Origin of the sequence: Burkholderia sp. KJ006 (assembly GCF_000262695.1) — a bacterium.
Taxonomy (GTDB): domain Bacteria; phylum Pseudomonadota; class Gammaproteobacteria; order Burkholderiales; family Burkholderiaceae; genus Burkholderia; species Burkholderia vietnamiensis.
This window is the reverse complement of sequence record NC_017920.1, coordinates 212,518-235,985: the sequence shown is the minus strand read 5'-3', so window position 1 is coordinate 235,985 and position 23,468 is coordinate 212,518. Positions and strand designations below refer to the sequence as shown.

Annotated in this window: 21 protein-coding genes and 1 riboswitch; of the genes, 7 read left to right on the top strand and 14 right to left on the bottom strand. The window is 68.1% G+C overall.

The window, feature by feature from the left end; all coding sequences use genetic code 11:
* Positions 1–37 precede the first annotated feature (37 nt).
* Entirely contained in the window at positions 38–916 is an 879-nt protein-coding gene (gene rsmI / locus MYA_RS01020) for a 16S rRNA (cytidine(1402)-2'-O)-methyltransferase (RefSeq protein WP_011882937.1), read from the top strand.
* Positions 917–1,037: 121 nt separating this feature from the next.
* Here rsmI and MYA_RS01015 read toward each other — a convergent pair whose 3' ends face one another.
* Positions 1,038–1,649: a septal ring lytic transglycosylase RlpA family protein gene (locus MYA_RS01015; RefSeq protein ID WP_014722250.1), complete on the bottom strand. Its 612-nt coding sequence runs from the start codon at positions 1,647–1,649 to the stop codon at positions 1,038–1,040.
* A gap of 657 nt (positions 1,650–2,306) precedes the next feature.
* Between MYA_RS01015 and MYA_RS01010 the strand changes: the two genes are divergently transcribed.
* From MYA_RS01010 to MYA_RS01000, 3 genes are all read left to right on the top strand, one after another.
* Positions 2,307–2,951: an MBL fold metallo-hydrolase gene (locus tag MYA_RS01010; RefSeq protein ID WP_011882935.1), complete on the top strand. Its 645-nt coding sequence runs from the start codon at positions 2,307–2,309 to the stop codon at positions 2,949–2,951.
* Complete coding sequence (locus MYA_RS01005) at positions 2,948–3,607, top strand: exonuclease (protein WP_011882934.1); 660 nt, start codon at positions 2,948–2,950, stop codon at positions 3,605–3,607. Before MYA_RS01010 ends, MYA_RS01005 begins: the two co-directional genes overlap by 4 nt.
* A gap of 79 nt (positions 3,608–3,686) precedes the next feature.
* Positions 3,687–4,157, top strand: a complete 471-nt coding sequence (locus MYA_RS01000; RefSeq protein WP_011882933.1) for an Lrp/AsnC family transcriptional regulator — start codon at positions 3,687–3,689, stop codon at positions 4,155–4,157.
* 27 nt (positions 4,158–4,184) lie between these two features.
* Here MYA_RS01000 and MYA_RS00995 read toward each other — a convergent pair whose 3' ends face one another.
* The 3 genes from MYA_RS00995 to MYA_RS00985 all read right to left on the bottom strand — a co-directional run bounded on the left by MYA_RS00995 (position 4,185) and on the right by MYA_RS00985 (position 6,897).
* The gene (locus MYA_RS00995; protein WP_014722248.1) at positions 4,185–5,342 is read right to left on the bottom strand and encodes a cation diffusion facilitator family transporter; all 1,158 of its coding nucleotides are present in this window, start codon (positions 5,340–5,342) and stop codon (positions 4,185–4,187) included.
* A gap of 236 nt (positions 5,343–5,578) precedes the next feature.
* Positions 5,579–5,872, bottom strand: coding sequence for an H-NS histone family protein (locus tag MYA_RS00990; RefSeq protein WP_011882931.1), 294 nt, complete (start codon positions 5,870–5,872; stop codon positions 5,579–5,581).
* Between the two features lie 347 nt (positions 5,873–6,219).
* Positions 6,220–6,897 (bottom strand): HugZ family pyridoxamine 5'-phosphate oxidase, encoded by a 678-nt coding sequence (locus MYA_RS00985; RefSeq protein ID WP_014722247.1) that lies wholly within the window; start codon positions 6,895–6,897, stop codon positions 6,220–6,222.
* A 315-nt stretch (positions 6,898–7,212) separates the two neighbouring features.
* Here MYA_RS00985 and MYA_RS00980 point away from each other — a divergent pair, with 315 nt between their 5' ends.
* Entirely contained in the window at positions 7,213–8,427 is a 1,215-nt protein-coding gene (locus MYA_RS00980) for an MFS transporter (protein ID WP_014722245.1), read from the top strand.
* 84 nt (positions 8,428–8,511) lie between these two features.
* Here the strand turns inward: MYA_RS00980 and MYA_RS00975 are convergent, their stop codons facing one another.
* Positions 8,512–9,654, bottom strand: coding sequence for a branched-chain amino acid ABC transporter substrate-binding protein (locus tag MYA_RS00975; protein WP_011882928.1), 1,143 nt, complete (start codon positions 9,652–9,654; stop codon positions 8,512–8,514).
* 490 nt (positions 9,655–10,144) lie between these two features.
* Positions 10,145–11,224 carry an NAD(P)H-dependent flavin oxidoreductase gene (locus MYA_RS00970; protein ID WP_041493932.1) on the bottom strand — a complete coding sequence of 360 codons (1,080 nt, stop codon included), beginning with the start codon at positions 11,222–11,224 and terminating at the stop codon, positions 10,145–10,147.
* 222 nt (positions 11,225–11,446) lie between these two features.
* Between MYA_RS00970 and MYA_RS00965 the strand changes: the two genes are divergently transcribed.
* Both MYA_RS00965 and MYA_RS00960 read left to right on the top strand, forming a co-directional pair.
* Entirely contained in the window at positions 11,447–12,139 is a 693-nt protein-coding gene (locus MYA_RS00965) for a dienelactone hydrolase family protein (protein ID WP_011882926.1), read from the top strand.
* A 78-nt stretch (positions 12,140–12,217) separates the two neighbouring features.
* Complete coding sequence (locus tag MYA_RS00960) at positions 12,218–13,696, top strand: amidase (RefSeq protein ID WP_041493730.1); 1,479 nt, start codon at positions 12,218–12,220, stop codon at positions 13,694–13,696.
* A 96-nt stretch (positions 13,697–13,792) separates the two neighbouring features.
* Here MYA_RS00960 and metF read toward each other — a convergent pair whose 3' ends face one another.
* The 8 genes from metF to flhB all read right to left on the bottom strand — a co-directional run bounded on the left by metF (position 13,793) and on the right by flhB (position 23,431).
* A complete protein-coding gene (gene metF, locus MYA_RS00955; RefSeq protein ID WP_011882924.1) occupies positions 13,793–14,623 on the bottom strand; it encodes a methylenetetrahydrofolate reductase [NAD(P)H] in 831 nt (276 codons plus the stop codon).
* Positions 14,624–14,647: 24 nt separating this feature from the next.
* Positions 14,648–15,001 (bottom strand): phage holin family protein, encoded by a 354-nt coding sequence (locus MYA_RS00950; protein WP_011882923.1) that lies wholly within the window; start codon positions 14,999–15,001, stop codon positions 14,648–14,650.
* A gap of 122 nt (positions 15,002–15,123) precedes the next feature.
* Complete coding sequence (gene ahcY, locus MYA_RS00945; RefSeq protein ID WP_011882922.1) at positions 15,124–16,542, bottom strand: adenosylhomocysteinase; 1,419 nt, start codon at positions 16,540–16,542, stop codon at positions 15,124–15,126.
* Positions 16,543–16,576: 34 nt separating this feature from the next.
* A riboswitch (S-adenosyl-L-homocysteine riboswitch) is annotated at positions 16,577–16,692 on the bottom strand.
* Between the two features lie 94 nt (positions 16,693–16,786).
* Positions 16,787–17,521 carry an RNA polymerase sigma factor FliA gene (locus MYA_RS00940; RefSeq protein ID WP_011882921.1) on the bottom strand — a complete coding sequence of 245 codons (735 nt, stop codon included), beginning with the start codon at positions 17,519–17,521 and terminating at the stop codon, positions 16,787–16,789.
* Between the two features lie 22 nt (positions 17,522–17,543).
* Positions 17,544–18,362, bottom strand: coding sequence for a MinD/ParA family ATP-binding protein (locus MYA_RS00935; RefSeq protein ID WP_011882920.1), 819 nt, complete (start codon positions 18,360–18,362; stop codon positions 17,544–17,546).
* On the bottom strand, positions 18,355–20,136 hold the full coding sequence (gene flhF / locus MYA_RS00930) for a flagellar biosynthesis protein FlhF (protein WP_014722239.1): 1,782 nt from the start codon (positions 20,134–20,136) through the stop codon (positions 18,355–18,357). Before flhF ends, MYA_RS00935 begins: the two co-directional genes overlap by 8 nt.
* Positions 20,133–22,235 (bottom strand): flagellar biosynthesis protein FlhA, encoded by a 2,103-nt coding sequence (gene flhA, locus MYA_RS00925; RefSeq protein ID WP_011882918.1) that lies wholly within the window; start codon positions 22,233–22,235, stop codon positions 20,133–20,135. The genes flhF and flhA overlap by 4 nt, the downstream gene beginning before the upstream one ends.
* Positions 22,232–23,431, bottom strand: coding sequence for a flagellar biosynthesis protein FlhB (gene flhB / locus MYA_RS00920; protein WP_011882917.1), 1,200 nt, complete (start codon positions 23,429–23,431; stop codon positions 22,232–22,234). Before flhB ends, flhA begins: the two co-directional genes overlap by 4 nt.
* Positions 23,432–23,468: the final 37 nt, after the last annotated feature.

Below are 23,468 nucleotides of genomic sequence, written 5' to 3'. Positions count from 1 at the left end.
TGTTCCGCCTGCGCCGCGATTGCGCGCATTGCCTGCCATGACTGCCCTCCTCGAACTCGCGCAAACCCAGCACTATCCGAGCGCCGCGCTCTACGTGGTCGCAACGCCGATCGGCAACGCCGCCGACATCACGCTGCGCGCGCTGCACGTGCTCGGCCTCGCCGACCGCATCGCTGCCGAAGACACCCGCAACACCGGCCAGCTGCTCGCGCGCTACGGCATCTCGAAGCCGCTCCTGGCCGTGCACGAGCACAACGAACGCGAAGCCGCGCTGCGCGTGGTCGAGCTGCTGCGCGCCGGCGAGCGCGTGGCCTACGTGTCCGACGCCGGCACGCCGGGCATCTCGGACCCCGGCGCGCGGCTCGTCGACGCGGTGCGCGCGGCCGGCTTCGCGGTGATTCCGCTGCCGGGCGCGAGCGCGGCCGTGACCGCGGTGAGCGTGGCCGGCGCCTGGGCCGGCGCGTTCACGTTCGCGGGCTTCCTGCCGCCGAAGGCGAAGCAGCGCGCGAGCGCACTGCAGGCGCTCGTGCAGCACCCGTACGCGCTGGTGTTCTACGAAGCGCCGCACCGGATCGCCGAAACCGTCGCGGCGCTCGCCGACGCGTTCGGCCCCGCACGCCGGTTGCTGATCGCGCGCGAGCTCACCAAGCTACATGAACAGTTGTTCGAGGGCACCCTGGCCGAAGGACAGAGCTGGCTCGACGGCGATGCGAACCGGCAGCGCGGCGAGTTCGTGCTGGTCGTCGAAGGCGCGCCGTCCGACGCCGGCGCAGCCGACGACACCGCGCACGACGCGCTGCTCAAGCTGTTGCTGGAAGAAGTGCCGGTCAAGAGCGCGGCGAAGCTGGCGGCCGCGCTGACGGGCGCGTCGCGCAACACGCTGTACGCACGCGCGCTGGCGTTGAAGGAAGGCTGACGGGGCGGGCGGCGGGCACGGCCGGAAGCCATGACCGGCCGGCTCGCGGAAACGAAAAAGGGCTGCGGGGAAGCAGCCCTTTCTACCTGCTGGACGCACGGACGAAATGCCGCGCGACCCGTTACTTCGACGACAGCGACGCGAACATCTCGTCGCGCGCCTCACGCGCTTCCTGCGGCGACAGCCCTTCGATCTTCACGCGGCCCGTGCCGGCATGCACGAGGCCGATCATCTTCGCGGCGGCATACGACAGGTCGAGCACGCGGCCGCGCTTGAACGGCCCGCGATCGTTGACCTTCACGACGACCCACTTGCCGGTCGACGCGTTGGTCACCTTGATGTACGAAGACAGCGGCAGCGTCCGGTGCGCGGCGGTCAGCGCGTTCATGTTGAAGCGCTCGCCGTTCGCGGTGCGGCGGCCGTGGAAATCGCGGCCATACCACGACGCGCGGCCGGTCTGACGGAATTCGGACACGTCGGCGCCGTCGATCGGCTCGGCATCGGCGAGCGATGCCTTCTTCGCGTCCTTGCTGTCCGCGGCCGGCATCGACGCCAGCGCGGAATCGAAATTCAGTTGCTGCTTGTCGTCGTCCGCCTTCGCGGCGGCAGCGGTCTTGTTGACCGCACCCTTCTGGTTGGCGCTGCCGGTGGTCTGGCTGGACGGCACGGCACAGCCCGTCAGCGCAAAAAATAAAGCAATGGTCCCGAATCGAGTCGGAAATCGAAAATTCATCGACGTGTCGCCTTCTGGTTCGGGCCGCATCGATACAACGCTGCTGAACAACGCAGATACGCGGCCCGGACGGCAAATGCGGGCACGCCCCGCTCGGATGCGAGCAGGCGGCTAGCATGGGCGCGGCTTTCGTCTCTGCCGCAACCGTCCTGATTAGTTTTCACGTCTGGCGCAACCTGTCCCCGGCAGCCTGACCAGACCCCACATGCCGCCATCGAACATGGCTCTCACGTTCGCGTGCGTCGCTTACAGCCAACGCACAGGAACGGCGGCACAGGCCTCATCCGACGGCGCAGCAGCTAGGCCGCAAGACGGGCGCGCAGCACCCGGCCGGACAAGACGTGAGCACCGAACGTCGGTGCTGGATACACCGCCGGACTCCCCGGCGGTCGATGCTTGACGGTGAATCCGACGCCCCGTTTAACGGGGCCGAAACACCAGCGAACTGCGTGAAATTCACGCACAGTGGGCCGCATTATACATAAATCAAAACGCTGTCTCGAAAAGCGCCCCCGCCGGACCATTGATTCTCTCTATGGCCGTAACAATCGGGATGCTCGGGGAATGCCCGTAGAAGCGCGCCGCGCGGCGCGGCGCCACGCCCACATGCGGCGCGTGCGACCGGTACAATCGCTCCTTTTAGCCGCCGGTGCCTCCATGAAAGTCACGCTCATTCCGGTCACGCCGTTCCAGCAGAACTGCTCTCTGCTCGTCTGCGAAAAGACCGGCCGCGCCGCCGTCGTCGATCCCGGCGGCGATCTCGAACGCATCGAACAGGAGATCGCGCGGCAGAACGTGCAGCTCGAGAAAGTGCTGCTCACGCACGGCCACGTCGATCACTGCGCGGGCGCGAAGGCGCTCGCGACGCACTACGGCGTGCCGATCGTCGGCCCGCAGGAAGACGAGCGCTTCTGGATCGAGCAGTTGCCGACGCAGAGTCAGCGCTTCGGCTTCCCGGCCGCCGAAGCGTTCGAGCCCGACCAGTGGCTGCACGACGGCGACACCGTCCGGTTCGGCGACGAGACGCTCGAGGTCTACCACTGCCCCGGCCACACGCCCGGCCACGTGGTGTTCTTCAGCCGCGCGCATCGCGTCGCGATCGTCGGCGACGTGCTGTTCGCCGGCTCGATCGGCCGCACCGATTTCCCGCGCGGCAATCACGCCGACCTCGTGCGTTCGATCAAGGAAAAGCTGTGGCCGCTCGGCGACGACGTCACCTTCGTGCCGGGCCACGGTCCGGTGTCGACCTTCGGCGACGAGCGCCGCACGAACCCGTTCGTGTCCGACAAGGTATTCGGATGAACCAGACCGCCATTCCCGAAATCTACGTCAGCACCGACGTCGAAGCCGACGGCCCGATCCCCGGCCCGCACTCGATGCTGAGCTTCGCATCGGCCGCCTATACCGAGGACAAGCAGCTGATCGCGACGTTCTCGGCGAACCTCGAGACGCTGCCGGGCGCACACGCGCATCCGGTGCAGGAAGCGTGGTGGAAAACCGAGCCCGAGGCATGGGCCGCGTGTCGGACCGACCTGCAGGCGCCCGAGAAGGCGCTCGTCGCGTACGTCGAGTGGGTCGAGGCGCTGCCCGGCAAACCGGTGTTCGTCGCGATGCCGGCCGGCTTCGATTTCACGTTCATGTTCTGGTACATGATGCGCTACGCGGGACGTTGTCCGTTCTCGTGGTCGGCGCTCGACATCAAGACGCTCGCGTTCGCGATGACTGGGCTGCCGTACCGCAAGGCGATCAAGCCGCGCTTTCCGAAACACTGGTTCGACGATCATCCGCACACGCACGTCGCGCTCGACGACGCGATCGAGCAAGGCGCGCTGTTCTGCAACATGCTCGCCGACCTGCGTCGTCAGCAGGCGGCGCTCGCCGGCCTCGCGGTCGCCGACACGGACCGTTCGGAGCAGGCAGGCGCGGGACAAAATCCTACGGATCCGCGCGCAAATTAGCGAATCTCGCTCAACCACGCGCCGCCAGATTGCCTTTCCTTTCCCGGCCCTCTAACATTGAGCGTGTTGTAGCTGCCGCATGGAGGCGCAGGTGACGCTCGATTCCTTTTCGCAAAAAATCCTTCGCCTGTTGCAGCTCGACGCGCGCCGTTCGGTTCAGGAAATCTCGGACCAGGTCGGCCTGTCGAGCACGCCGTGCTGGCGTCGCATCAAGGACATGGAACAGTCCGGCGTGATCCAGCGCTACACCGCGCTGCTCGATCGCGAGAAGCTCGGCCTGCACGTATGCGCGCTCGCGCATGTGCACCTGACCCGCCACAACGAGGGCGGCGTCGAGCAGTTCGAGCGCGAGATCTCGACCTGCCCGGAAGTGACCGAGTGCTACAGCACGACCGGCGAAGCCGATTACATCCTCAAGATCGTCGCGCCCGACATCAAGGCCTACGACGTGTTCCTGCACGAACGGATCTTCAAGATCCCGGCCGTGTCGCAGGTGCGCACGAGCGTCGTGCTGCGCGAAATCAAATTCGACACGCAACTGCCGCTGTAACACGCCGCCCACGCACGTCGGCGCCGCTCACGCTTTCATCGGCAAGGCGCGCGTGAAGCCGATCCGGCGCGCGCCGAATTGGCGCTTCAACGCATCCAGATCGAGCCGCTCGGCGACCGCCGCGTCGGTATCGCCGGCACCCGCGTCGAGCGTCACGTCGACCTCGAGCCCCGTGCTCAGATAGTGCAGGTTGATGGTGGCCGCATGCAGCCCGCGCTGCGCGAGCGCGGCCTCGAGCCGCGCGGTGATCTCGGCGCGCGGCGGCAGCGCGAGCGCCGGACGGCGCGCGGTGTCGTTCTCCGGGTCGACGTGGATCAGCGCGTCGAGCACGCGCGGGTCGGACAGCACGCGCGCCCGCGCGTTCTCCGCGATGTAGTGACCTTCCGATACGGAAATCATCGGGTCGACCAGAATGTGGGCGTCGACCAGCGCCGCGTCGCCCATCTTGCGCGTGCGCAGCTCGTGCACGTCGCGCACGCCGGGCGTCGCCGCGAGCAGCGCCTGGATCTCGGCCGTGGCGGTGGTGTCGAGCGCACGGTCCGACAGGTCCTGCAACGCGTCGTAGCCGAAGGTCCAGCCCATGCGCGCGACCATGAAGCCGACGATCGCCGCGGCGATCGGGTCGAGCAACCGCACGCCGGCGAGGCTGCCGACGATGCCGATCGCGACGACCAGCGACGACGCAGCATCCGAACGCGCATGCCATGCGTTCGCGACGAGCATCGCCGAGCGCACGCGCCGCGCCTCGCGCAGCATGTAGCGGAACAATCCTTCTTTCGACACGAGCACGGTCAGCGCGACGATCAGCGCGGAAAAATGCACGGCCGGAATGTTCTCGAGATTGACCAGGCGATTGCCGGCGCGCCACAACATGCCGATACCGACCGCGATCAGGATCGCGCCGAGAAACAATGACGCGACGGTCTCGTAGCGGCTGTGCCCGTAATTGTGATCCTCATCCGGCGACGCACCGCTATGGCGATTCGCGATCAGCACCACAAAATCGGAGATCAAATCGGAAATCGAATGAATCCCGTCGGCAATCAATGCCTGCGAGTGCGCGACCGCGCCCACCGCGATCTGGAATGTCGCAAGTACGACATTCAGCACGATACTGACCAGGGTGCTCTTGCGCGCGACCGCGTGCTTATCCGCGCTTTGCGCGTCGCCTGAAAACGAGGACATGAAATACGAGATAACGGTTGAGATAGGTGATTCTATCAAACCAATCTCGCCGGGCATTCCGTTAACACGGATTTTTCCCGTTAAATCAGACGCTTATGCGAACCGGTTGCATTTTCATTCACACCGAGCGTGACGTTTCCGTGACACTTTCCTTACATTTTCGTATCACGATGCAAAAAAGGCCGCACTCCTCGACGGAGACGCGGCCTTCTTTCGGCACCGACTTAATCAGTCGCTTAAATCGCGAACTGATCGCGGTTCTTGCCGGCGATCCAGCGCGGCGGCTTGCCGCGGCCCGACCACGTCGCGCCCGATTCCGGGTCACGGTACTTTGCTGCCACACCGGCGCGCGGACGGCCGACCTTGCCCGCCTTCGCACGGCTGAGACCGAGTTCGGCGAGCGAAAAGCCGTAGTCGGCAATTTTCTGCTTCACGTCATTCAGCACTTCCGCGTATTCACGCGACTTTGCTTCTTCGATTTGCTTCTCCAGCTTCTCCCGCTGGGCGAGCAGGTCCTTGTAAGAAGACATAGTTTTCCTTTCGATATGATCAATGGCGCCGGTCTTGGGCCGGTTCACCATTCATGGAATATTTGTGCCTCGGATTTTCGAAGGCAGAGATTAGCACAAAACAGATTTGATAGAGCGCGTTTCACGAAAATACACAGATCGTTTTCAATTCGGCCGTGTCATTTTGACCTGCCGCGGCCTTATCTCAAATTTTTACGCGGTTGCATAGAGATTAGGACATTACCGATCCACTAATTGGACTTTCAACATACGCAATTACCCTGCATACGGAAAATCAAACCTTTCATCGGACGACAGGTTTGCGAAAAAGTATGCAATAAAGCAATGCTATGCGCGGCGGTGCGACGTCACGCCGCAGCGTGCGCACTCGCAATCAATTGCTCGCTCAATTGCTCGCGCAGCGCAGCCGGGCCAGCGTCGGCCGGCAGCGGCGCGAACGGCGTGCGCAGCCGTCGGCCGTCGAGGCGCCAGTCGGCGCCGTGGCGATCGACACCGAGCAGATCGAGCCCGTCGCGGCGCACGTCGCTCGACTCGTACGCATCCCATAAGGCGCGCTCGTCGTCGAATCCGAGCGGTGGCAACGCGTCGAGCGCCGCGCCGTCGACCCACCCCATCCGCCCGAACCCGGCGATATAGCGCAGCCGCTCGATGTCGAGCGCCCAGAACGTGAAATCGCCGAGCGCGAGATAACGTGCGGCGCCCGGTTCGTAACGCGTGTAACGCGCGGCGACATGCGGATCGTCGCCGAGCGGCACGAAACGCCCGACGAGTGTCGCGCGCTCGGCATTCAGCACGTCCCCGTCGCGCGCGTCGACGACGAGAAAGCCCGCGCGCGGATCGGCGACGAGATTGCGCGTGTGCTCCGCGAGGCCGCTCACGAGAATCACGGGCCGATGCGCCGCATCGGGCGCGAACGGCACGATCGTCGGATACGGAAAACCCTGCGGCTCGCGCGCGTGGGTCGCGAGCGTACCGAGCGCGCAGCGATGCAGTAAATGCAGTGGCAGGGCGGGGTCGATGTTCACGGTGGCTCCTGCGGTCGAAAGGCATGGAATGGAAATGTCAGCAGCGCGCGACGCCGATATGCCACGCGCACGCAGCTTGCTGCATCGATGTTACTCGCGGCGGTCGCCGGCCGACCATTGGCCGAAAGGCAGATGAGGCGCGCGCCGGCACGCCCGCCAAGCCGGAAACGGCAGACGACATCTCGCTCGCCCGACACACTCCGAACGCCTGGAGCACCAGCCCACAACGCCGGCAAGATCGTAAGCGCTTCGATAAAATCGGACGAATCCAGCCAGCGCCGCGCGCCCATCCATCGCCCCACCCGAGAGCGTCCCGTGTCCGAATCTTCGTCCCGATCCCCGTCCGACTTCGCCGCGCCGCCCGACGCGCATCGCGCGCTCGCGTTGCCGGTTCGCCGGCGCGCCCGCACGGCCACGATGGCGCTGTTCTTCGTGGCGGGCATGATGTACGCGTCGTGGGGCGTGCATGTCCCGACCGTGCGCGACAAGTTCGAGCTCAGCCCCGGACTGCTGTCGGTCGCGTTGTTCGCGGTCGCGGGCGGCTCGATCGCCGCGATGCTGACGATCGCGCGCTGGATCGCGCGCGTCGGCTCGCGCACCGCGTGCCTGACCGGCGGGCTCGTGATGTCGGCGTGCGCGGCGCTGATCCTCGTCGTGCCCGACTACTGGATGCTCGTCGCCGCGCTCGCGCTGTTCGGCTTTTCGATGGCCACGCTCGACGTCGCGATGAACGCCGAGGCGAGCGCCGTCGAGATCGCGCTCGGCAGGCCGATCATGTCGGCGCTGCACGGAATGTTCAGCCTCGGCGGGATGGCCGGGGCGGCGGCCGGCGGCGCGCTGCTGTCGGCCGGCATGGCGCCGGCCGTGCACCTCGCGCTCGCGGCAGCCGTCTGTGCGGCGGTGCTGCTGGCCGCGAGCCCCGCGGTGCTGCCGCACATCCCGCATCACGAAGCGGCACACGGCGGCGGCAACCGCTGGCGCTCGCCCGCGCTGTGGATGCTCGGCGGCATTGCACTGGTTGCGTTGATCGCCGAAGGCGCGATGTACGACTGGGCGACCGTTTATATGCGCGACGTCGTCGCGGCGAGCCCCGCGCTCGCGAGCGCCGCGTATGCGGCGTTCTCCGGCGGGATGGCGCTCGCGCGCTTCGCCGGCGACGCGGTGCGCGCCCGCTTCGGCGCGCCGCAGCTCGTGTTCGCGAGCGCGTCGCTCGGCTGCGCGGGCATGGTCGGCGCGCTGTTGCTGCCGAATCCGATCGCGGTGCTGACCGGCTTCACGCTGATGGGCCTCGGCCTCGCCAACCTGATGCCGGTGCTGTTCGCGGCCGCGGCGCGCGTCGAAGGCATTCACGCGGCCGAAGGGCTCGCGCACGTCGCCGGGCTCGCGTATTTCGGCTTGCTGTTCGGCCCGGTCGTGATCGGTGCGGTCGCGCAGGCAGCGAACCTGACGGCCGCGCTGTCGGTCGTCGCGATCTGTGCGGCGCTCGTCGCGGCGGTCGCGCCGAAGGTGCTCGCGCATCTGAAGATCTGAGCGCCCGCCGCGCACCGCCCAAAAAGAAAGCGCGCCTGCGTTTCCGCAGGCGCGCTTTCACCCCTCCGTCGGCCGCTTGTCGGCTTACATCTTCACTTCGTCGAGCAGCGTCTTCTTGCCGCTCTTGTAGTTGTACAGCGAGATCACGCCGTGCTGCAGGTCGCCCTTCGAGTCGAAGGTCGTCGTGCCGATCACGCCGGTGTACTTCGTCGCCGGCATTGCCGCGAGGATCTTCGCCGGATCCGTCGAGTTCGCGCGCTTCATCGCGTCGGCGATGATGTACACGGCGTCATACGTGAACGGCGCGTAGATCTGGATCGGCTGGCCGAAACGCTTCTCGTACTTCGCCTTGAACGCGGCGCCGCCCGGCATCTTCTCGAGCGATGCACCGGCTTCCGAGCACACGATGTTGTCGGTCGCTTCGCCGGCCAGATCGGCCAGCTTTTCCGTGCAGACGCCGTCGCCCGCGAAGATCTTCGCGCGCAGGCCGAGCTGCTTCGCCTGCTTCGCGAACGGACCGCCGGTGGCGTCCATGCCGCCGTACATGATCGCATCCGGATTCTCACCCTTGATCTTGGTCAGAATCGCGCGGAAGTCGACCGCCTTGTCGTTGGTCGCGTCGTGCGACAGCACCTTCAGGCCGAGCGCCTTGGCCTTCTTCTCGAACTCGTTCGCGAGACCCTGGCCGTATGCGGTCGAATCGTCGACCACCGCTACGCTCTTGATGCCCTTCGAGTGCGCGTAGTTCGCGAGTGCCGGGCCCTGCTGCGCGTCGGTCGCGACCACGCGGTAGGTGGTCTTGAAGCCTTGCTGCGTGTAGGCCGGGTTGGTCGCCGACGGCGAGATCTGCACGATGCCCGCGTCGCTGTAGATCTTCGATGCCGGGATCGTCGTGCCCGAATTCAGGTGGCCGACCACCGCGACGACCTTGTCGTCGACCAGCTTCTGCGCAACCTGCGTGGCCTGGCGCGGGTCGGCCGCGTCGTCCTGCGCGTCGAGTTGCAGCGTGATCTTCTGGCCGCCGATCGTGAGACCCTTGGCGTTGATCTCTTCGACAGCGAGACGCGCGCCGTTTTCGTTGTCCTTGCCCAGGTGTGCAATGCCGCCCGTCAACGGCGCGACGTGGCCGATCTTGACGACTTGATCGGCGGCCGCGTTGCTTGCAGCTGCAGCACACAGCATCGCAGCTGCGGTGATCGGCAACAGCTTTTGCATCTTGATATTCATGTAAGTCTCCAGTTTCGGTCCCATAAAACGCCATCGCCCGGTGCCCCGCTGCCATCCCTGTGTTTGCATCACTGGACGATTCGCCGGGTGCATCGTTCATGCACTTGGCCTCAAGCACGTGAAAACAGCCGCTTTTAGCCGCCGCCCGCCCGTACTTGCGCGCAAGTGTAGGTGATCAAATTAATTTGTGGGACTTTTTTGAGGTAGTGGTAACACTACCGATACGGGCGCTTTCGAGCGCTTCCTCGAATATCGCTGCAAGCCAAGCCGGATAAGGGTTTCCGATAGTTTCGCCCGCGCCGTTGCGACGGCATTTCAGTGCGTCGTCGCGCGTTTCGATTCTGTATTTTTTGCGCTGGATCATTGAATGAAACGCGCGTGACGATACGCGCGTCTGCACAATGCTCGAGCAACGGTTGCGCCGCATCCTCGATGTGCAGCCGCACCGCGCGGGCCGTGACGGTTCGCTGCGCGCGGCCCGCGCACCGCTTCATGCGGCCATCGCGCGCCATTCGGCGTCGAGCGCGTCGACGAGTTGCGCAGCGCTCAGCGCCGCGTCGCGTCGTCGCGTGAGCGGCGCGCCCTGCCCGGCCCACAGCGACAGATAGTCGCCGTCGTTGGCGCGGGCAGCCGCCTGGCGCAGCGGCTGGGTCAGCGCGTTCTGCACCGGATACGGCGGCACCTCGGCCACATGCTCGCCGAGTCGCGCCATCAGCGTGTTGCGCAAGCCGCGCGCATGGCGCCCGGTGATCGCGCGCGTGACCTGCGTCGAGGTATCGGCGCTCGCGCGCACCCGCGCCTTCCAGTCCGCCGCGATCGCGCTTTCCGCACAGGTGAGGAACGCGGTGCCGAGCTGCGCGGCCTGCGCGCCGAGTGCGAGCGCCGCGGCGATGCCGCGGCCGTCCATGATGCCGCCGGCCGCAAGCACCGGCAGGCCGGTCGCATCGACGAGTTGCGGCACCAGCGCGAACGTGCCGATCAGCGCGTCGTCGGCCGAGCCGATGAAGGTGCCGCGATGGCCGCCGGCCTCGGCGCCCTGCGCGGCCAGCGCGTCGGCGCCGGCCGCCTGCCATGCGAGGCCCTCGGCCACGTGCGTCGCGGTGCCGATCACGTAGGTGCCGGCCGCCTTCAGGCGCGCGACGTCGGCGGCGTCGAGCACGCCGAACGTGAAGCTCGCGACCGGCACGCGCAACGCGACGAGCGCATCGAGTTGCGCGCGGAAGTCGGGCGCGTAGCGCGCGGGCGCCGCGCCGGGCGGCAAACCGAGCGCCGCGTTCAGCGGATCGATCGCGGCGAGTGCGCGCGCAACCGTCGCCGCGTCGGGCGACGCGGGCTGCAACACGAACAGGTTCACGGCGAACGCGCGCGCGGTCGCCGCGCGAATCGCCGCGACTTCGGCGACGAGCCGCTCGGGCTCGAACGCGCCGCACGCGAGGCTGCCGAGCGCGCCCGCATTGGATGCGGCCGCGACCATCGCGGCGGTGCTTGCGCCGACCATCGGTGCCTGCACGAGCGGCAGACGCAGGCCGAAACGCTCGGCGAACGGAGTGGAAAAGATACGGGCGGGCATGGCGGAATCCTTCGATGACGATGCGAGAAAGCGCTTTGTAATGGGATATGCGTCGACTTTATCGAAGCCGCGCTGCACCGAAAAATGAATAATCGAGATCGAAACGATCGCTGCGGGAGAAGCTGCTGCGGCGCCCTGCGCCACCACCCGATTGATGGCACACTAGGCCGCCCTCTCTTACCCGCGGCGCGCACCGCGCGCCCGCTCGCCAGGAGTTCACACGTGACAGCCCAATGGATCGACATTCCGACCGGTAGCGACAGCTTCGGCGGCTACCTCGCACTCCCCAAGCGCGGCACCGGCCCCGCCGTCGTCATCATCCAGGAGATCTTCGGCGTGAACGCGCACATCCGCGCGGTCGCCGACCAGTACGCCGCCGACGGCTTCGTCGCGCTCGCGCCCGACGTGTTCTGGCGCACGCAGCCGCGCGTCGAGCTGACCTACGACGGCGCCGATCGCGACAAGGGCATCGAGCTGATGAAGAAGACCGACATCGGCCTCGCGGTAGCGGACATCGGCGCGGCCGCCGACGCATTGCGCGCACGCGCGGACGTCGCCGGCAAGGTCGCGGCGATCGGCTACTGCTTCGGCGGCCAGCTCGCCTACCGCGCGGCGGCGGCCGGCACGGTCGACGCGGCGGTCGCCTATTACGGCGGCGGCATCCAGAATGCGCTCGACCTCGCGGATAAAGTCACGCAGCCGATCCTGTTCCACTACGCGGAGAACGACCACGCGATCCCGCTCGACGCGGTCGAGCAGGTGAAAGGCGCGTTCGCGGGCCGCGGCAACGCCTCGTTCCACGTGTACCCCGACGCGAGCCACGGCTTCAACTGCCCGGATCGCGCGTCGTACCATCAGCGCGCGTCGGCGCTCGCGCACGGCCGCACGCTGACGTTCCTCGCCGAACAGCTGTAGTCGCAGCCGGCGGCCCCGGCACGCCGCGGCCGCGTTATCCTCGCTCGATCGTCACGCGTCACAACGGGGGTGAGCGCGATGCAGTCGGACTATCTCGGATATGACGCGATCGGCCTCGCCGCGCTGGTGCGCGAGCGCGCCGCGAGCCCGCGCGAACTGCTCGACGCCGCGATCGCGCAGGCCGAAGCCGTCAACGGCGCGATCAACGCGATCGTGCTGCAGGACTACGACGCCGCGCGCCAGCGCGCCGAAGCGGCCGCCCGCGCCGACGCCGATGCGCCGTTCGCCGGCGTGCCGTATCTCGTCAAGGATCTGTCCGCGGCGGTGGCCGGGTTGCCGATGTCGATGGGCAGCCGGCACTACCGCTACTTCGTGCCCGCCGACGATTCGCCGCTGATCGCGCGCAGCCGCGCCGCCGGCCTCAACGTGTTCGGCAAGACCAACACGTCGGAACTCGGCCAGATGCCGTACACCGAGCCCGCGCTGTTCGGCGCGTGCCGCAATCCGTGGAACCTCGATCACACGCCGGGCGGCTCGAGCGGCGGCGCGGCCGCGGCCGTCGCGGCCGGCATCGTGCCGCTCGCGCATGCATCCGACGGCGGCGGCTCGATCCGCATCCCCGCGTCGTGCTGCGGGCTGTTCGGGCTGAAGCCGAGCCGCAATCCGCTGCTGGTCGACCAGCCGTCGAACGGCGAACTGGTGGTGCAGCACGCGGTGTCGCGCAGCGTGCGCGACAGCGCGCTGCTGCTCGACGTGACGACCGGACAGACGCTGCCGCCCGGCGCGCCCGGCACCTTTCTCGGCGAACTCGACACGCCGCCCGGCCCGCTGCGCGTCGGGCTGGTGGTCGATCCGATGCTCGCGCCGGCGCTCGCCGACGACACGCGCGCGGCGCTCGCCGATGCGGCCGCGCTGCTCGAATCGCTCGGCCATCACGTGGAACCCGCGACGCTGCACCTCGACCATGCACGCGTGGCCGAAACCTTTCTGACGCTGTGGGCGACGATCGCCGACGAGCTCGTGCTCGGCGCGCGCACGCTCACCGGGCGCACGCCGCACCGCTCGGAATTCGAGCCGGCGACGTGGGCGATGGCCGTGGTCGGCCGGCGCGTCGCCCGCGCGCGGCTGCACGACGTGCTCGAATGGCAGCGCCAGCTGACCGTGCAGGTGGCCGGCCTCGTGTCGCGCTACGACGTGATCCTGTGCGCGACGCTCGCGGGGCCGCCGGTGCGGATCGGCGAGCTGCAGCCGAGCGCCCTCGAAACCGCGCAGATGAAGCTGCTCGGCGCGCTGCCGGTGAAGCCGCTGTTGCGCGAGATGCTCGCGCGGGCGTCGCAGAAGGCGTTCGCATGGGCCGGCTGCACCGAGCTGTTCAACCTGACCGGACAGCCGGCGATGTCGGTGCCGCTCTACTGGAACGCGCGCGGTCTGCCGATCGGCGTGCAGTTCGCCGCGCGCCACACCGACGAAGCCTTGCTGCTGAAGCTCGCGCGCCAGCTCGAACAGGCGCGGCCGTGGTTCGACCGTCGGCCGCCGCTGATGCAGGCGCAGCGCTGAGCGCGCCCGGCCCGCACCGGCGCACCGGCGCGCGGCGATAAAAAAGCCCCGCCGGCTTGACCGACGGGGCTGTCGCGTGCGCGCGTCTGGCTGCGCTCACATCGTCAGGCGTTCGCAGATGGTGCGCGTCGCGGCCGCCGCGTTCAGCGTGTAGAAGTGCAGCCCCGGCACGCCCGCATCGATCAGGCGCTGGCACAGGCCCGTGACGACGTCGGCGCCGAACGCGCGGATCGCGTCGCGATCGTCGCCGAAGCTCTCGAGCCGGCGCGCGACCCAGCGCGGCACTTCCGCGCCGCACATTTCCGAGAAGCGCATCAGTTGCGAGAAGTTCGTGATCGGCATGATGCCCGGCACGATCGGCACGTCGACGCCGAGCTTGCGCGCATCGTCGACGAAGCGGAAGTACGCGTCGGCGTTGAAGAAGTACTGCGTGATCGCCGAATTCGCGCCGGCCTTCACCTTGCGCGCGAAGTTCTGCAGATCGGCCGCGGGCGAGCGCGATTGCGGGTGATATTCCGGATAGCCGGCGACTTCGATGTGGAACCAGTCGCCGTGCTCGGCGCGGATGAAGCTGACGAGCTCGGACGCATAGCGCAGCTCGCCGACCTCGCCCATCCCCGACGGCAGGTCGCCGCGCAGCGCGACGATGTGCCGGATGCCGTGCGAGCGGTACTGGTCGAGGATCGCGCGCAGGCTGTCGCGCGACGAGCCGATGCACGACAGGTGCGGCGCGGCCTCGAGGCCGTCCTTCTGCATGTCGAGCACGGTGTCGAGCGTGCCCTGCTGCGTCGAGCCGCCGGCGCCGAACGTCACGGAGACGAATTTCGGCTTCAGCGGCAGCAGCTGCGCACGCGTCGCGCGCAGCTTCTCGACGCCGTCCGCCGTCTTCGGCGGGAAGAATTCAAACGAGAGTTCGATCGGTTTCATGATTCGCAAGAGTGGGCGCGGCCGTCAGCCGATGTCGCGCTGCCCGAAGATCAGCGCCGACAGCAGCCACGACACGATGCTGTACAGGATCGAACCGAAGAACGCCGACCAGAACCCCGACACCTCGAACCCCTTCAGCAGCGACGACGCGAACCAGAAGCACAGCGCGTTCACGACGAGGATGAAGACCCCGAGCGTGACGATCGTGACCGGCAGCGTCAGCAGGATCAGCACCGGACGGATCACCGTGTTGATCAGGCCGAGCACGACCGCGACGATCAGCGCGGTGCCGAAGCTCTTGATGTGGATCGACGGCACGAGGTACGTGATGATCAGCAGCGCAAGGGCGTTGATGACCCAGGTGAGGATGACGCTCATGGAGGGCTCCGGTTCGGTTGTCGATCTGGACGGTCAGTGCATCGGGTCGGCGCCGCCGGCCGCGCCGCGCGCGAGCGCACGCGGCGTGACGAGCGGCGCTCCGGCGCCGCGGCGGCGGTGCATCAGTAGCGGTAGTGGTTCGGCTTGAACGGGCCGTCCTTCTCCACGCCGATGTACGCGGCCTGCTCGTCGGACAGCACGGACAGGTTCGCGCCGATGCGCGCGAGGTGCAGGCGCGCAACCTTCTCGTCGAGATGCTTCGGCAGCACGTAGACCTTGTTCTCGTACTGTTCGCCGCGCGTGAACAGCTCGATCTGCGCGAGCGTCTGGTTCGCGAACGAGTTCGACATCACGAACGACGGGTGGCCGGTCGCGCAGCCGAGGTTCACCAGGCGGCCTTCGGCCAGCAGGATCACGCGCTTGCCGTCCGGGAAGATGATGTGGTCGACCTGCGGCTTGATGTTTTCCCACTGGTACTGGCGGGTCGACGCGACGTCGATTTCCGAGTCGAAGTGGCCGATGTTGCAGACGATCGCGTTGTGACGCATCGCCTTCATGTGATCGTGGTTGATCACGTGGTAGTTGCCGGTCGCCGTCACGAAGATGTCGGCCTTGTCGGCCGCGTATTCCATCGTCACGACGCGGTAGCCTTCCATCGCCGCCTGCAGCGCGCAGATCGGATCGATTTCGGTGACCCACACGGTCGCGCCCAGGCCGCGCAGCGACTGCGCGCAGCCCTTGCCCACGTCGCCGTAGCCCGCGACGACCGCGACCTTGCCCGCGATCATCACGTCGGTGGCGCGCTTGATGCCGTCGACGAGCGATTCGCGGCAGCCGTACAGGTTGTCGAACTTCGACTTGGTGACCGAGTCGTTCACGTTGAACGCCGGGAACGGCAGGCGGCCGTCCTTTTCCATCTGGTACAGGCGGTGCACGCCCGTCGTCGTCTCTTCGGTCACGCCCTTGATGTGCGCGAGGCGCTTCGAGTACCAGTTCGCGTCGATGTCGAGGTGCTTCGCGATCGACTTGTACAGCGCGACTTCTTCCTCGTTGGTCGGCTTCGCGATCACCGAACGGTCCTGCTCGGCCTTCGAGCCGAGGATCAGCAGCAGCGTCGCATCGCCGCCGTCGTCCAGGATCATGTTCGCGAATTCGCCGTTCGGCCATTCGAAGATGCGGTGCGAGAACTCCCAGTATTCGTCGAGCGATTCGCCCTTGAACGCGAACACCGGCGTGCCGGTCTCGACGATCGCGGCGGCCGCGTGGTCCTGCGTCGAGAAGATGTTGCACGAGGCCCAGCGGACTTCGGCGCCGAGCGCCTTCAGCGTCTCGATCAGCACGCCGGTCTGGATCGTCATGTGCAGCGAACCGGCGATGCGCGCGCCCTTCAGCGGCTGCTGCGCCTTGTATTCGTCGCGAATCTGCACGAGGCCCGGCATTTCGGTCTCGGCGATGTTCAGCTCCTTGCGGCCCCAGCCGGCAAGCGCCATGTCGGCGACGACGTAATCGTTGGAAACTTGCGAATCGATAATGGCGTTCATCACGCCCTCCTTTCTAAAAAAGTTCTAGAAATTGGTGACGTGAGCGCCGTTCAGGAAGCGGAGCCGGCGCGAATTTCGCCGCACGGCTGCTTGGTGAAGCTTTCCGAGCCTGGCGGACACAGGCGGTCCGTCGCAACGCTCCTCGGAAAACGGGAAGGATTGTAGCAAATCGTGGCGAGAAATGGGGGGTTGGGCGGGCGGCCGCACGCGCGGCGTCGGCGCGCGCGACGCCCGCCGCTGCCGCTCAGTTCTCCGCGCCGACCCACGCCTGCTCGCGCAGCCGCGCGCGCAGGCGCGCGACCGCCTGGCTGTGCAGCTGGCACACGCGCGACTCGCTCACTTCGAGCACCGCGCCGATCTCGCGCAGATTCAGCCCGCGCTCGTAGTACAGCGACATCAGCAGCTTCTCGCGCTCGGGCAGCCGGTCGATCGCATCGACCAGCGCGCCGCGCAGATGGTCGTCGAGCAGCGCCGACAGCGGATCGGCGTGATCGACGCGATAGCGGTCGAGGAACGGCTCGTCGTCGGCCGCGCGGTCGAAATCCTCGTAGTAGATCAGCTGGCTGCCGTGCAGGTCCTGCAGCATCTCCTGATATTCGTCGAGCGGCATCTTCAGGTGCTGCGCGATCTCGGCCTCGCTCGCCGAACGGCCGAGCTGCTGCTCGACCTGGTGCACCGCGTGTTCGACCTCGCGCGACGTCTTGCGCAGGCTGCGCGGCAGCCAGTCGTTGCTGCGCAGCTCGTCGAGCATCGCGCCGCGGATGCGCTGGGTCGCGTAGGTTTCGAACTGCGCGCCCTGGTCTTCCTTGTAGCGGCCGGCCGCGTCCATCAGGCCGATCATGCCGGCCTGGATCAGGTCGTCGAGGTCCACGCTCGCCGGCATCTTCGCGACGAGCTGCAGGCCCAGGCGCCGCACGAGCGGCGCGTATTGCGCGAGCACGTCGGCCTGGGTCATCTTTCCTTGAGCGTTGTACATCATGGCTCTCTCCTTGCGGTGGCGCTCACGCGGCGTGCGCCGCACCGGCCTCGTAAGACGGCTTGCCGCCCCCGTGCACGGCGCGGCCGGAGCCGGGGCGCGGGCGCATCGGCCAGTACAGCAGGTCGCCGGCGATCTGCCGGTAGTCGCGCGCGGCGACCGACGACGGGAACGCATCGACCGCGGTATGCATCAGCTCGCGCGCGTGCTCGACGAGCGGATCGGCGCTCACGCAGCCGGCATCGGCGATCGACACCGTCAGGTAGCGGCTCGCGACGCCCGCGAGGTTGTCGAAGGCGGTCTTCGCGTCCGCGTGGCTGCCGACGTGATTGGTCAGCACGCGGAACTGCGCGACCGCGTGCGCGAAATGCAGGCGCTTCATGCACGCGTATGCCTCGGTGATCGCCTGCGCGGCCACGCGCGTGACGATCAGCACGTCGTGCGCCTCGCGCGCGAGCGCGGAGAACGCGCCGTCCGCGCCGAGCTGCGCATCGACCAGCACGATGTCGGCCTGGCCGTCGACGAAGTCGCTCAGCTGCTCGTCGCTGTAGCCGTCGCGTGCGAAGCCCGCGGCCGCGCACAGCGCGAAGCCGGCCGGCGTGCGCGTGCGGTCGCCGTCGCGCAGCCATGCGCCCGCGAGCGTCGCCGTGGCCGAATGCACGTCGGTGCGCTCGTCGACGACGAGCACGTCCTTGCCCAGCGCGCTCAGCGCCGCTGCCAGATTCACGACGGCCGCCGTGCAGCCGACGCCCAGCGGGCCGCCCGTCACCGCGACGATGCGCGACGCCCGCCCGGCCAGCAGGCGCCGGAGTCCTTCGGCCTGGTCGATGATCCGTTTATCCAAATCGCACCTCGTGCAGTTCGGCGGTGGACCGCGCGGTCAGCGCGGACAGCAGCGTCGGCATGTCCTCGTCCTGCGGCACGAACGGCGAGCCGTCGCGCGGCACGCAGAACGCGCTCTTCAGCAGGAACCGGGTCGACGCGACGTACAGGTTTTCCGGCACCTTCTGGCCGGTCGACACGTAGTGGACCGGCAGCTTGTAGCGGATCACCGTGTCGAGCACGCCGCCGAGATGGGTCGCCTCGTCGAGCTTCGTCAGGATGCAGCCGGCCAGATCGGGCGTCGGCCCGTGCGGATGCTCGCCCGCGCTGCGGTATGCCTGAACGACTTCGTTGAGCGTGTCGCCGTGGCTCGTCGCGTTCAGCAGCAACAGGCGCTGCACCGGTGCGTTCGCGCCGTGCAGCATCGCGATCTGGTCGGACAGCGCGCGATCGCGCTGGCTCATGCCGATCGTGTCGATCAGCACGATGTGCTTGTTGCGCAGCTCGGACAGCGCGAGCGCGAGGTCGCCCGCGTCCTTCACCGCATGCACCGGCACGCCGAGGATCTTGCCGAAGATGCGCAATTGCTCGTGGCCGCCGATCCGGTAGCTGTCGGTGGTCAGCAGCGCGACCTTGCTCGCGCCGAAGCGCATCACGCAGCGCGCGGCGAGCTTCGCGGTGGTGGTGGTCTTGCCGACGCCCGTCGGCCCCATCAGCGCGAACACGCCGCCGCGCTCCATCAGCGCGTCTTCGCTTTCGAGCACCGGCAGGTTGGCGGCGAGTACCGATTGCGCCCATTCGGCCGCCTGTTCGAAGCTCTGCGCGCCGTCGCCGGACGGCAGGTTGTCGACCAGCATCCGCACCAGCTGCGCGGAAAAACCGGCCGAGAACAGATGCTTGGTCAGCGCGCCGTGCACCGGGCTGCGGCGCTGGCGGTCATGCCACATCAGGCTGTCGAACTGCTCCTCCATCATCCCGCGCATCGCGCCGAGCTCGTTCATCACCGTGTCGTTGACGATGCTTTCGATCCGCACCTTCACCGCATCGGCCACCGCGGCGGCCGCATCGGCGGGCAGGCGCGTGCGCTCGGCCGGCTTCTCGGCGCGGGCGTCGTTCGCACGCGCAGGCGGCGCCATCCGGCGCTCGGCATCGCGCACGATGTCGCGCGCCCAGCCGGCCGGCGCCGCGGGTGCCGCGTCGTGGCGTGCACGCGTGGGCGCGGCGGGCGCGCCCTGCAGGCGGGCGTTGAGCGCTTCGCGCTGCTGCGTGAGGCGCTTCGCATGCTCGACGAGCCATGCGGCCGGTTCGGCCGGCGCTGCGGCGGGCGCGCCGGCGGCCGGCGCCGACGCCGGCTCGGCCGACGACGCTGCCGCGGCGCTCGACTGCGCCTCGGCGTGGTGGGCGGCATCGAAGGCGGCCGCTTCGGACGTCTGGATCGTGTCGGCGCTCGCGCCGAACACCGACGAGAACACGTCGGGCAGCCCGCCGTCGCCGGCTGCGTAGGGATTGACGGCCGGATTGACGACCGGGCGCGGGAACGTCGCGCCGGGGCGCGTCACGATGCCCGGCACGGCGGCGGCCGGCACCGATTCCGGCATGCGCGGCGCGGCGGCGCGCACGCGTGCGGCGGCCTGCGGCGCGACCGCGGCGAGATCCGAGTCGGCGAGTGCGACGATTTCGACGCTGCCGTCATCGAGCGTGCGGTTCGACAGCACGACGGCATCGGCGCCGAGTGCCTCGCGCACGAGACGCAGCGCGTCGCGGCTCGTCGCGCCGGTGAATTTGCGAATGTTCAAGCGGAACCCCCGATGACGTTAACGACTTTGATCGTGCGTGTGTCCGGCACTTCGGCGTACGACAGCACTTTCAGTTGCGGCAGGCTGCGGCGCAGGAAGCGCGCGAGCATCGCGCGCAGCGCGTGCTGCACCAGCAGCACCGGCGGCAGCCCGAGATTCTGTTGACGCAGCATCGCCTGTTGCGTGCCGGTCAGAAGGTTGTGCGCGAGGCCGGGCTCGAGGCCCGGGTTCGCGCCGGTCGCGAGCGCCTGCGACAGCACGCGCTCGAGATTCGAGTCGAGGCCCATCACCTGCATCTCGCCCGCGCCCGGATACCACTGCTGCGTGATCGCACGGCCGAGCGACAGGCGCACCGCGGCGGTGATCTCGTACGCGTCGCCGCGGCCCGCGTGCTCGGACACGGACTCGAGGATCGTGCGCATGTCGCGGATCGGCACGCCTTCCTCGAGCAGGTTCTGCAGCACTTTCTGCAGCGTGGTGAGCGAGATCGTCTTCGGGATCAGGTCCTCGACGAGCGACGGCGCGTCCTTGCCGGTGCGCTCGACGAGCGACTGCACTTCCTGACGGCCGAGCAGCTCGGCCGCGTGCTGCACCACCAGATGGTTCAGGTGCGTCGCGACCACCGTGCTCGCGTCGACCACGGTGTAGCCGTACACCTGCGCCTGTTCGCGCATCGCGACGTCGATCCACACGGCCGGCAGCCCGAACGCCGGGTCCTGCGTCACCGCGCCGGGCAGCGCGGCCGTCACCTGGCCGGGGTTGATCGCGAGCCACTGGCCCGGGAACACCTCGCCCGCGCCGATCTCGACGCCCTTCAGCGCGATCCGGTATGCGTTCGGCCGCAGTTCGAGGTTGTCGCGAATGTGGATCACCGGCGGCAGGAAGCCGATCTCCTGCGCGAACTTCTTGCGGATGCTCTTGATGCGCTTGAGCAGCTCGCCGTCGCTGTTCTTGTCGACCAGCGGAATCAGCCGGTAGCCGACTTCGAGGCCGAGCGGGTCGATCAGCTGCACGTCGTCCCAGGTCGCCTCGTGGCTGTCGCTCGGCAGCGCGGCGGGCGGCGCGATCTCGGTCACGTCGCCGGCCGCCTTGCGGGCCGCCGCGCGGCGCACCTGCGTGCGCGCCAGCCAGATCGCGCCGCCGCCGAGGGCGAGGAACGCGAAGTGCGGCATGCCGGGGATCAGGCCCATCAGCACGATGATCGCGCCGGTGATGGTCAGCACGCGCGGGTTGGTGAACAGCTGGCCGGTGATCTGCGTGCCGATGTCCTCGTCGGTCGCGACGCGCGACACGATCACGCCAGCCGCCGTCGAAATCACGAGCGACGGGATCTGCGCGACGAGGCCGTCGCCGATCGTCAGCAGCGTGTAGTTGGTGCCGGCCGCCGCGAAGCTCATGTCGTGCTGGACCATCCCGACGATCAGCCCGCCGATCACGTTGATCGCCATGATGATCAGGCCGGCGATCGCGTCGCCGCGCACGAACTTCGACGCGCCGTCCATCGACCCGTAGAACTCGGCTTCCTGCGCGACGGCCTGGCGGCGCTTGCGCGCCTGCTCTTCGTTGACGAGGCCCGCGTTGAGGTCGGCGTCGATCGCCATCTGCTTGCCGGGCATCGCGTCGAGCGTGAAGCGCGCGGACACTTCGGCGATCCGCCCCGCGCCCTTCGTGATCACCATGAAGTTGATGATCATCAGAATCACGAACACGACGATGCCGACCGCGAAGTTGCCGCCGACGAGGAAGTGCCCGAACGCCTCGATCACCTGGCCGGCCGCGTCGGGGCCGGTGTGGCCTTCGAGCAGCACGACGCGGGTGGATGCGACGTTCAGCGACAGGCGCAGCAGCGTCGAGAACAGCAGCACGCTCGGGAACGCGGCGAAGTCGAGCGGCTTCATCGTGTACATGCTGACGAGCAGCACCATCACCGACAGCGCGATGTTGAAGGTGAACAGCAGATCCAGCAGCAGCGGCGGCAGCGGCAGGATCATCATCCCCAAAATCATGCAGATGAGGACCGGGCCCGCGAGGCCGCGCAGGTTCGCGCCGGCGAACGGGTTCGGGCGCTTCGCGAACAGGCCGGTGGTCGGAGTGCTCATGCCGCGTTTCCTTGCTTGCCGAGCGCGTCCTCGGCTTCTTCACGCGCGTCGTCGGCCGATACCGACGCGCCCTTGTCCAGCTCGGCCGGCACGTCGATGTCGACGGGCGCGGCGGGGAACGCGCCGCCTTCCGAGCGGAAGCGCTTCAGCTGATAGACCCACGCGAGCACCTCGGCGACGGCCGAGTAGAGCGAGCCGGGAATCTCGCGTTCGAGTTCGACGTTGTGATACAGCGCACGCGCGAGCGGCGGCGCCTCGAGCAGCGGCACGTTGTGCTCGGCCGCGAGCTCGCGGATGCGCGCGGCGACGAGGTTCACGCCCTTCGCGACGACCTTCGGCGCACGCATCTCGCCGTCGGTGTATTGCAGCGCGACCGCGAAGTGCGTCGGGTTGGTGACGACCACGTCGGCCTTCGGCACGGCGGCCATCATCCGGCGCCGCGCGATCGCGCGCTGCTGCTGGCGGATGCGGCCCTTCACGTGCGGATCGCCTTCGTTCTCGCGATGCTCGCGCTTCACTTCTTCCTTCGTCATGCGCAACTTCTTGTTGTACTGCCAGAGTTGGTAAGGCACGTCGAGACCGGCCAGCACCAGCATCCCGGCGACCGTCGTGCCGCAGCACACGGCGACCAGATGCAGCGCATCGGCGAGCGCCGCGCCGAGCGGCTGGGTCGCGAGGCCGAGCAGCTCGTCCTTGCTGCGCCAGATCGCGACTCCGCCGATGCCGCCGACGACCATCGTCTTGGCCACCGACATCGCCAGCTGGATCGGCCCCTGGATCGAGAACATGCGGCCGAGGCCCGCGATCGGGTCGAGGCGGTCGAACTTCAGCTCGAACGTCTTCTGCGAGATCAGCCAGCCGCCGAGCGCCATCGGCGCGAGCAGGGCGGCGAGGCCCGTGAGGGCGAGGATCGGCAGCACCGCGGCGAGGCCTTCGGCGCTCGCCGTGCCGGCGGCCGACAGCATCCGGTGCGTGTCGAACGCGGTCGCGCGGTCGAAGGTGAACGCACTGCGCAGCATCGTCTGCAGATGGGCGCCCGACGGCCCCGACACGAGCCACGTGCCGTAGAACCCGGCCGCGAGCAGCGCGAACGAAGCCAGCTCGCGCGAACGCGCGACCTGCCCCTCCTCGCGCGCCTTCTCGCGGCGTCTCGGAGTGGCGGCTTCGGTTCTGTCGAGATCGCTCTCGTCTGCCACGGGGCCTCCAGTCGGGTACGGCGAAATGCCGTTTTCC

Bases quoted from the DNA above. Each gene is read 5' to 3' on its own strand.
- MYA_RS01015 (WP_014722250.1), bottom strand. From the start codon at position 1,649: ATGAATTTTCGATTTCCGACTCGATTCGGGACCATTGCTTTATTTTTT.
- MYA_RS00960 (WP_041493730.1), top strand. From the start codon at position 12,218: ATGCAGTCGGACTATCTCGGATATGACGCGATCGGCCTCGCCGCGCTG.
- MYA_RS00950 (WP_011882923.1), bottom strand. From the start codon at position 15,001: ATGAGCGTCATCCTCACCTGGGTCATCAACGCCCTTGCGCTGCTGATC.
- MYA_RS01010 (WP_011882935.1), top strand. From the start codon at position 2,307: ATGAAAGTCACGCTCATTCCGGTCACGCCGTTCCAGCAGAACTGCTCT.
- MYA_RS01005 (WP_011882934.1), top strand. From the start codon at position 2,948: ATGAACCAGACCGCCATTCCCGAAATCTACGTCAGCACCGACGTCGAA.
- rsmI (WP_011882937.1), top strand. From the start codon at position 38: ATGACTGCCCTCCTCGAACTCGCGCAAACCCAGCACTATCCGAGCGCC.
- MYA_RS00940 (WP_011882921.1), bottom strand. From the start codon at position 17,521: ATGATGTACAACGCTCAAGGAAAGATGACCCAGGCCGACGTGCTCGCG.
- MYA_RS01000 (WP_011882933.1), top strand. From the start codon at position 3,687: ATGGAGGCGCAGGTGACGCTCGATTCCTTTTCGCAAAAAATCCTTCGC.
- metF (WP_011882924.1), bottom strand. From the start codon at position 14,623: ATGAAACCGATCGAACTCTCGTTTGAATTCTTCCCGCCGAAGACGGCG.
- MYA_RS00990 (WP_011882931.1), bottom strand. From the start codon at position 5,872: ATGTCTTCTTACAAGGACCTGCTCGCCCAGCGGGAGAAGCTGGAGAAG.
- flhA (WP_011882918.1), bottom strand. From the start codon at position 22,235: ATGAGCACTCCGACCACCGGCCTGTTCGCGAAGCGCCCGAACCCGTTC.
- MYA_RS00975 (WP_011882928.1), bottom strand. From the start codon at position 9,654: ATGAATATCAAGATGCAAAAGCTGTTGCCGATCACCGCAGCTGCGATG.
- ahcY (WP_011882922.1), bottom strand. From the start codon at position 16,542: ATGAACGCCATTATCGATTCGCAAGTTTCCAACGATTACGTCGTCGCC.
- MYA_RS00970 (WP_041493932.1), bottom strand. From the start codon at position 11,224: ATGCCCGCCCGTATCTTTTCCACTCCGTTCGCCGAGCGTTTCGGCCTG.
- MYA_RS00995 (WP_014722248.1), bottom strand. From the start codon at position 5,342: ATGTCCTCGTTTTCAGGCGACGCGCAAAGCGCGGATAAGCACGCGGTC.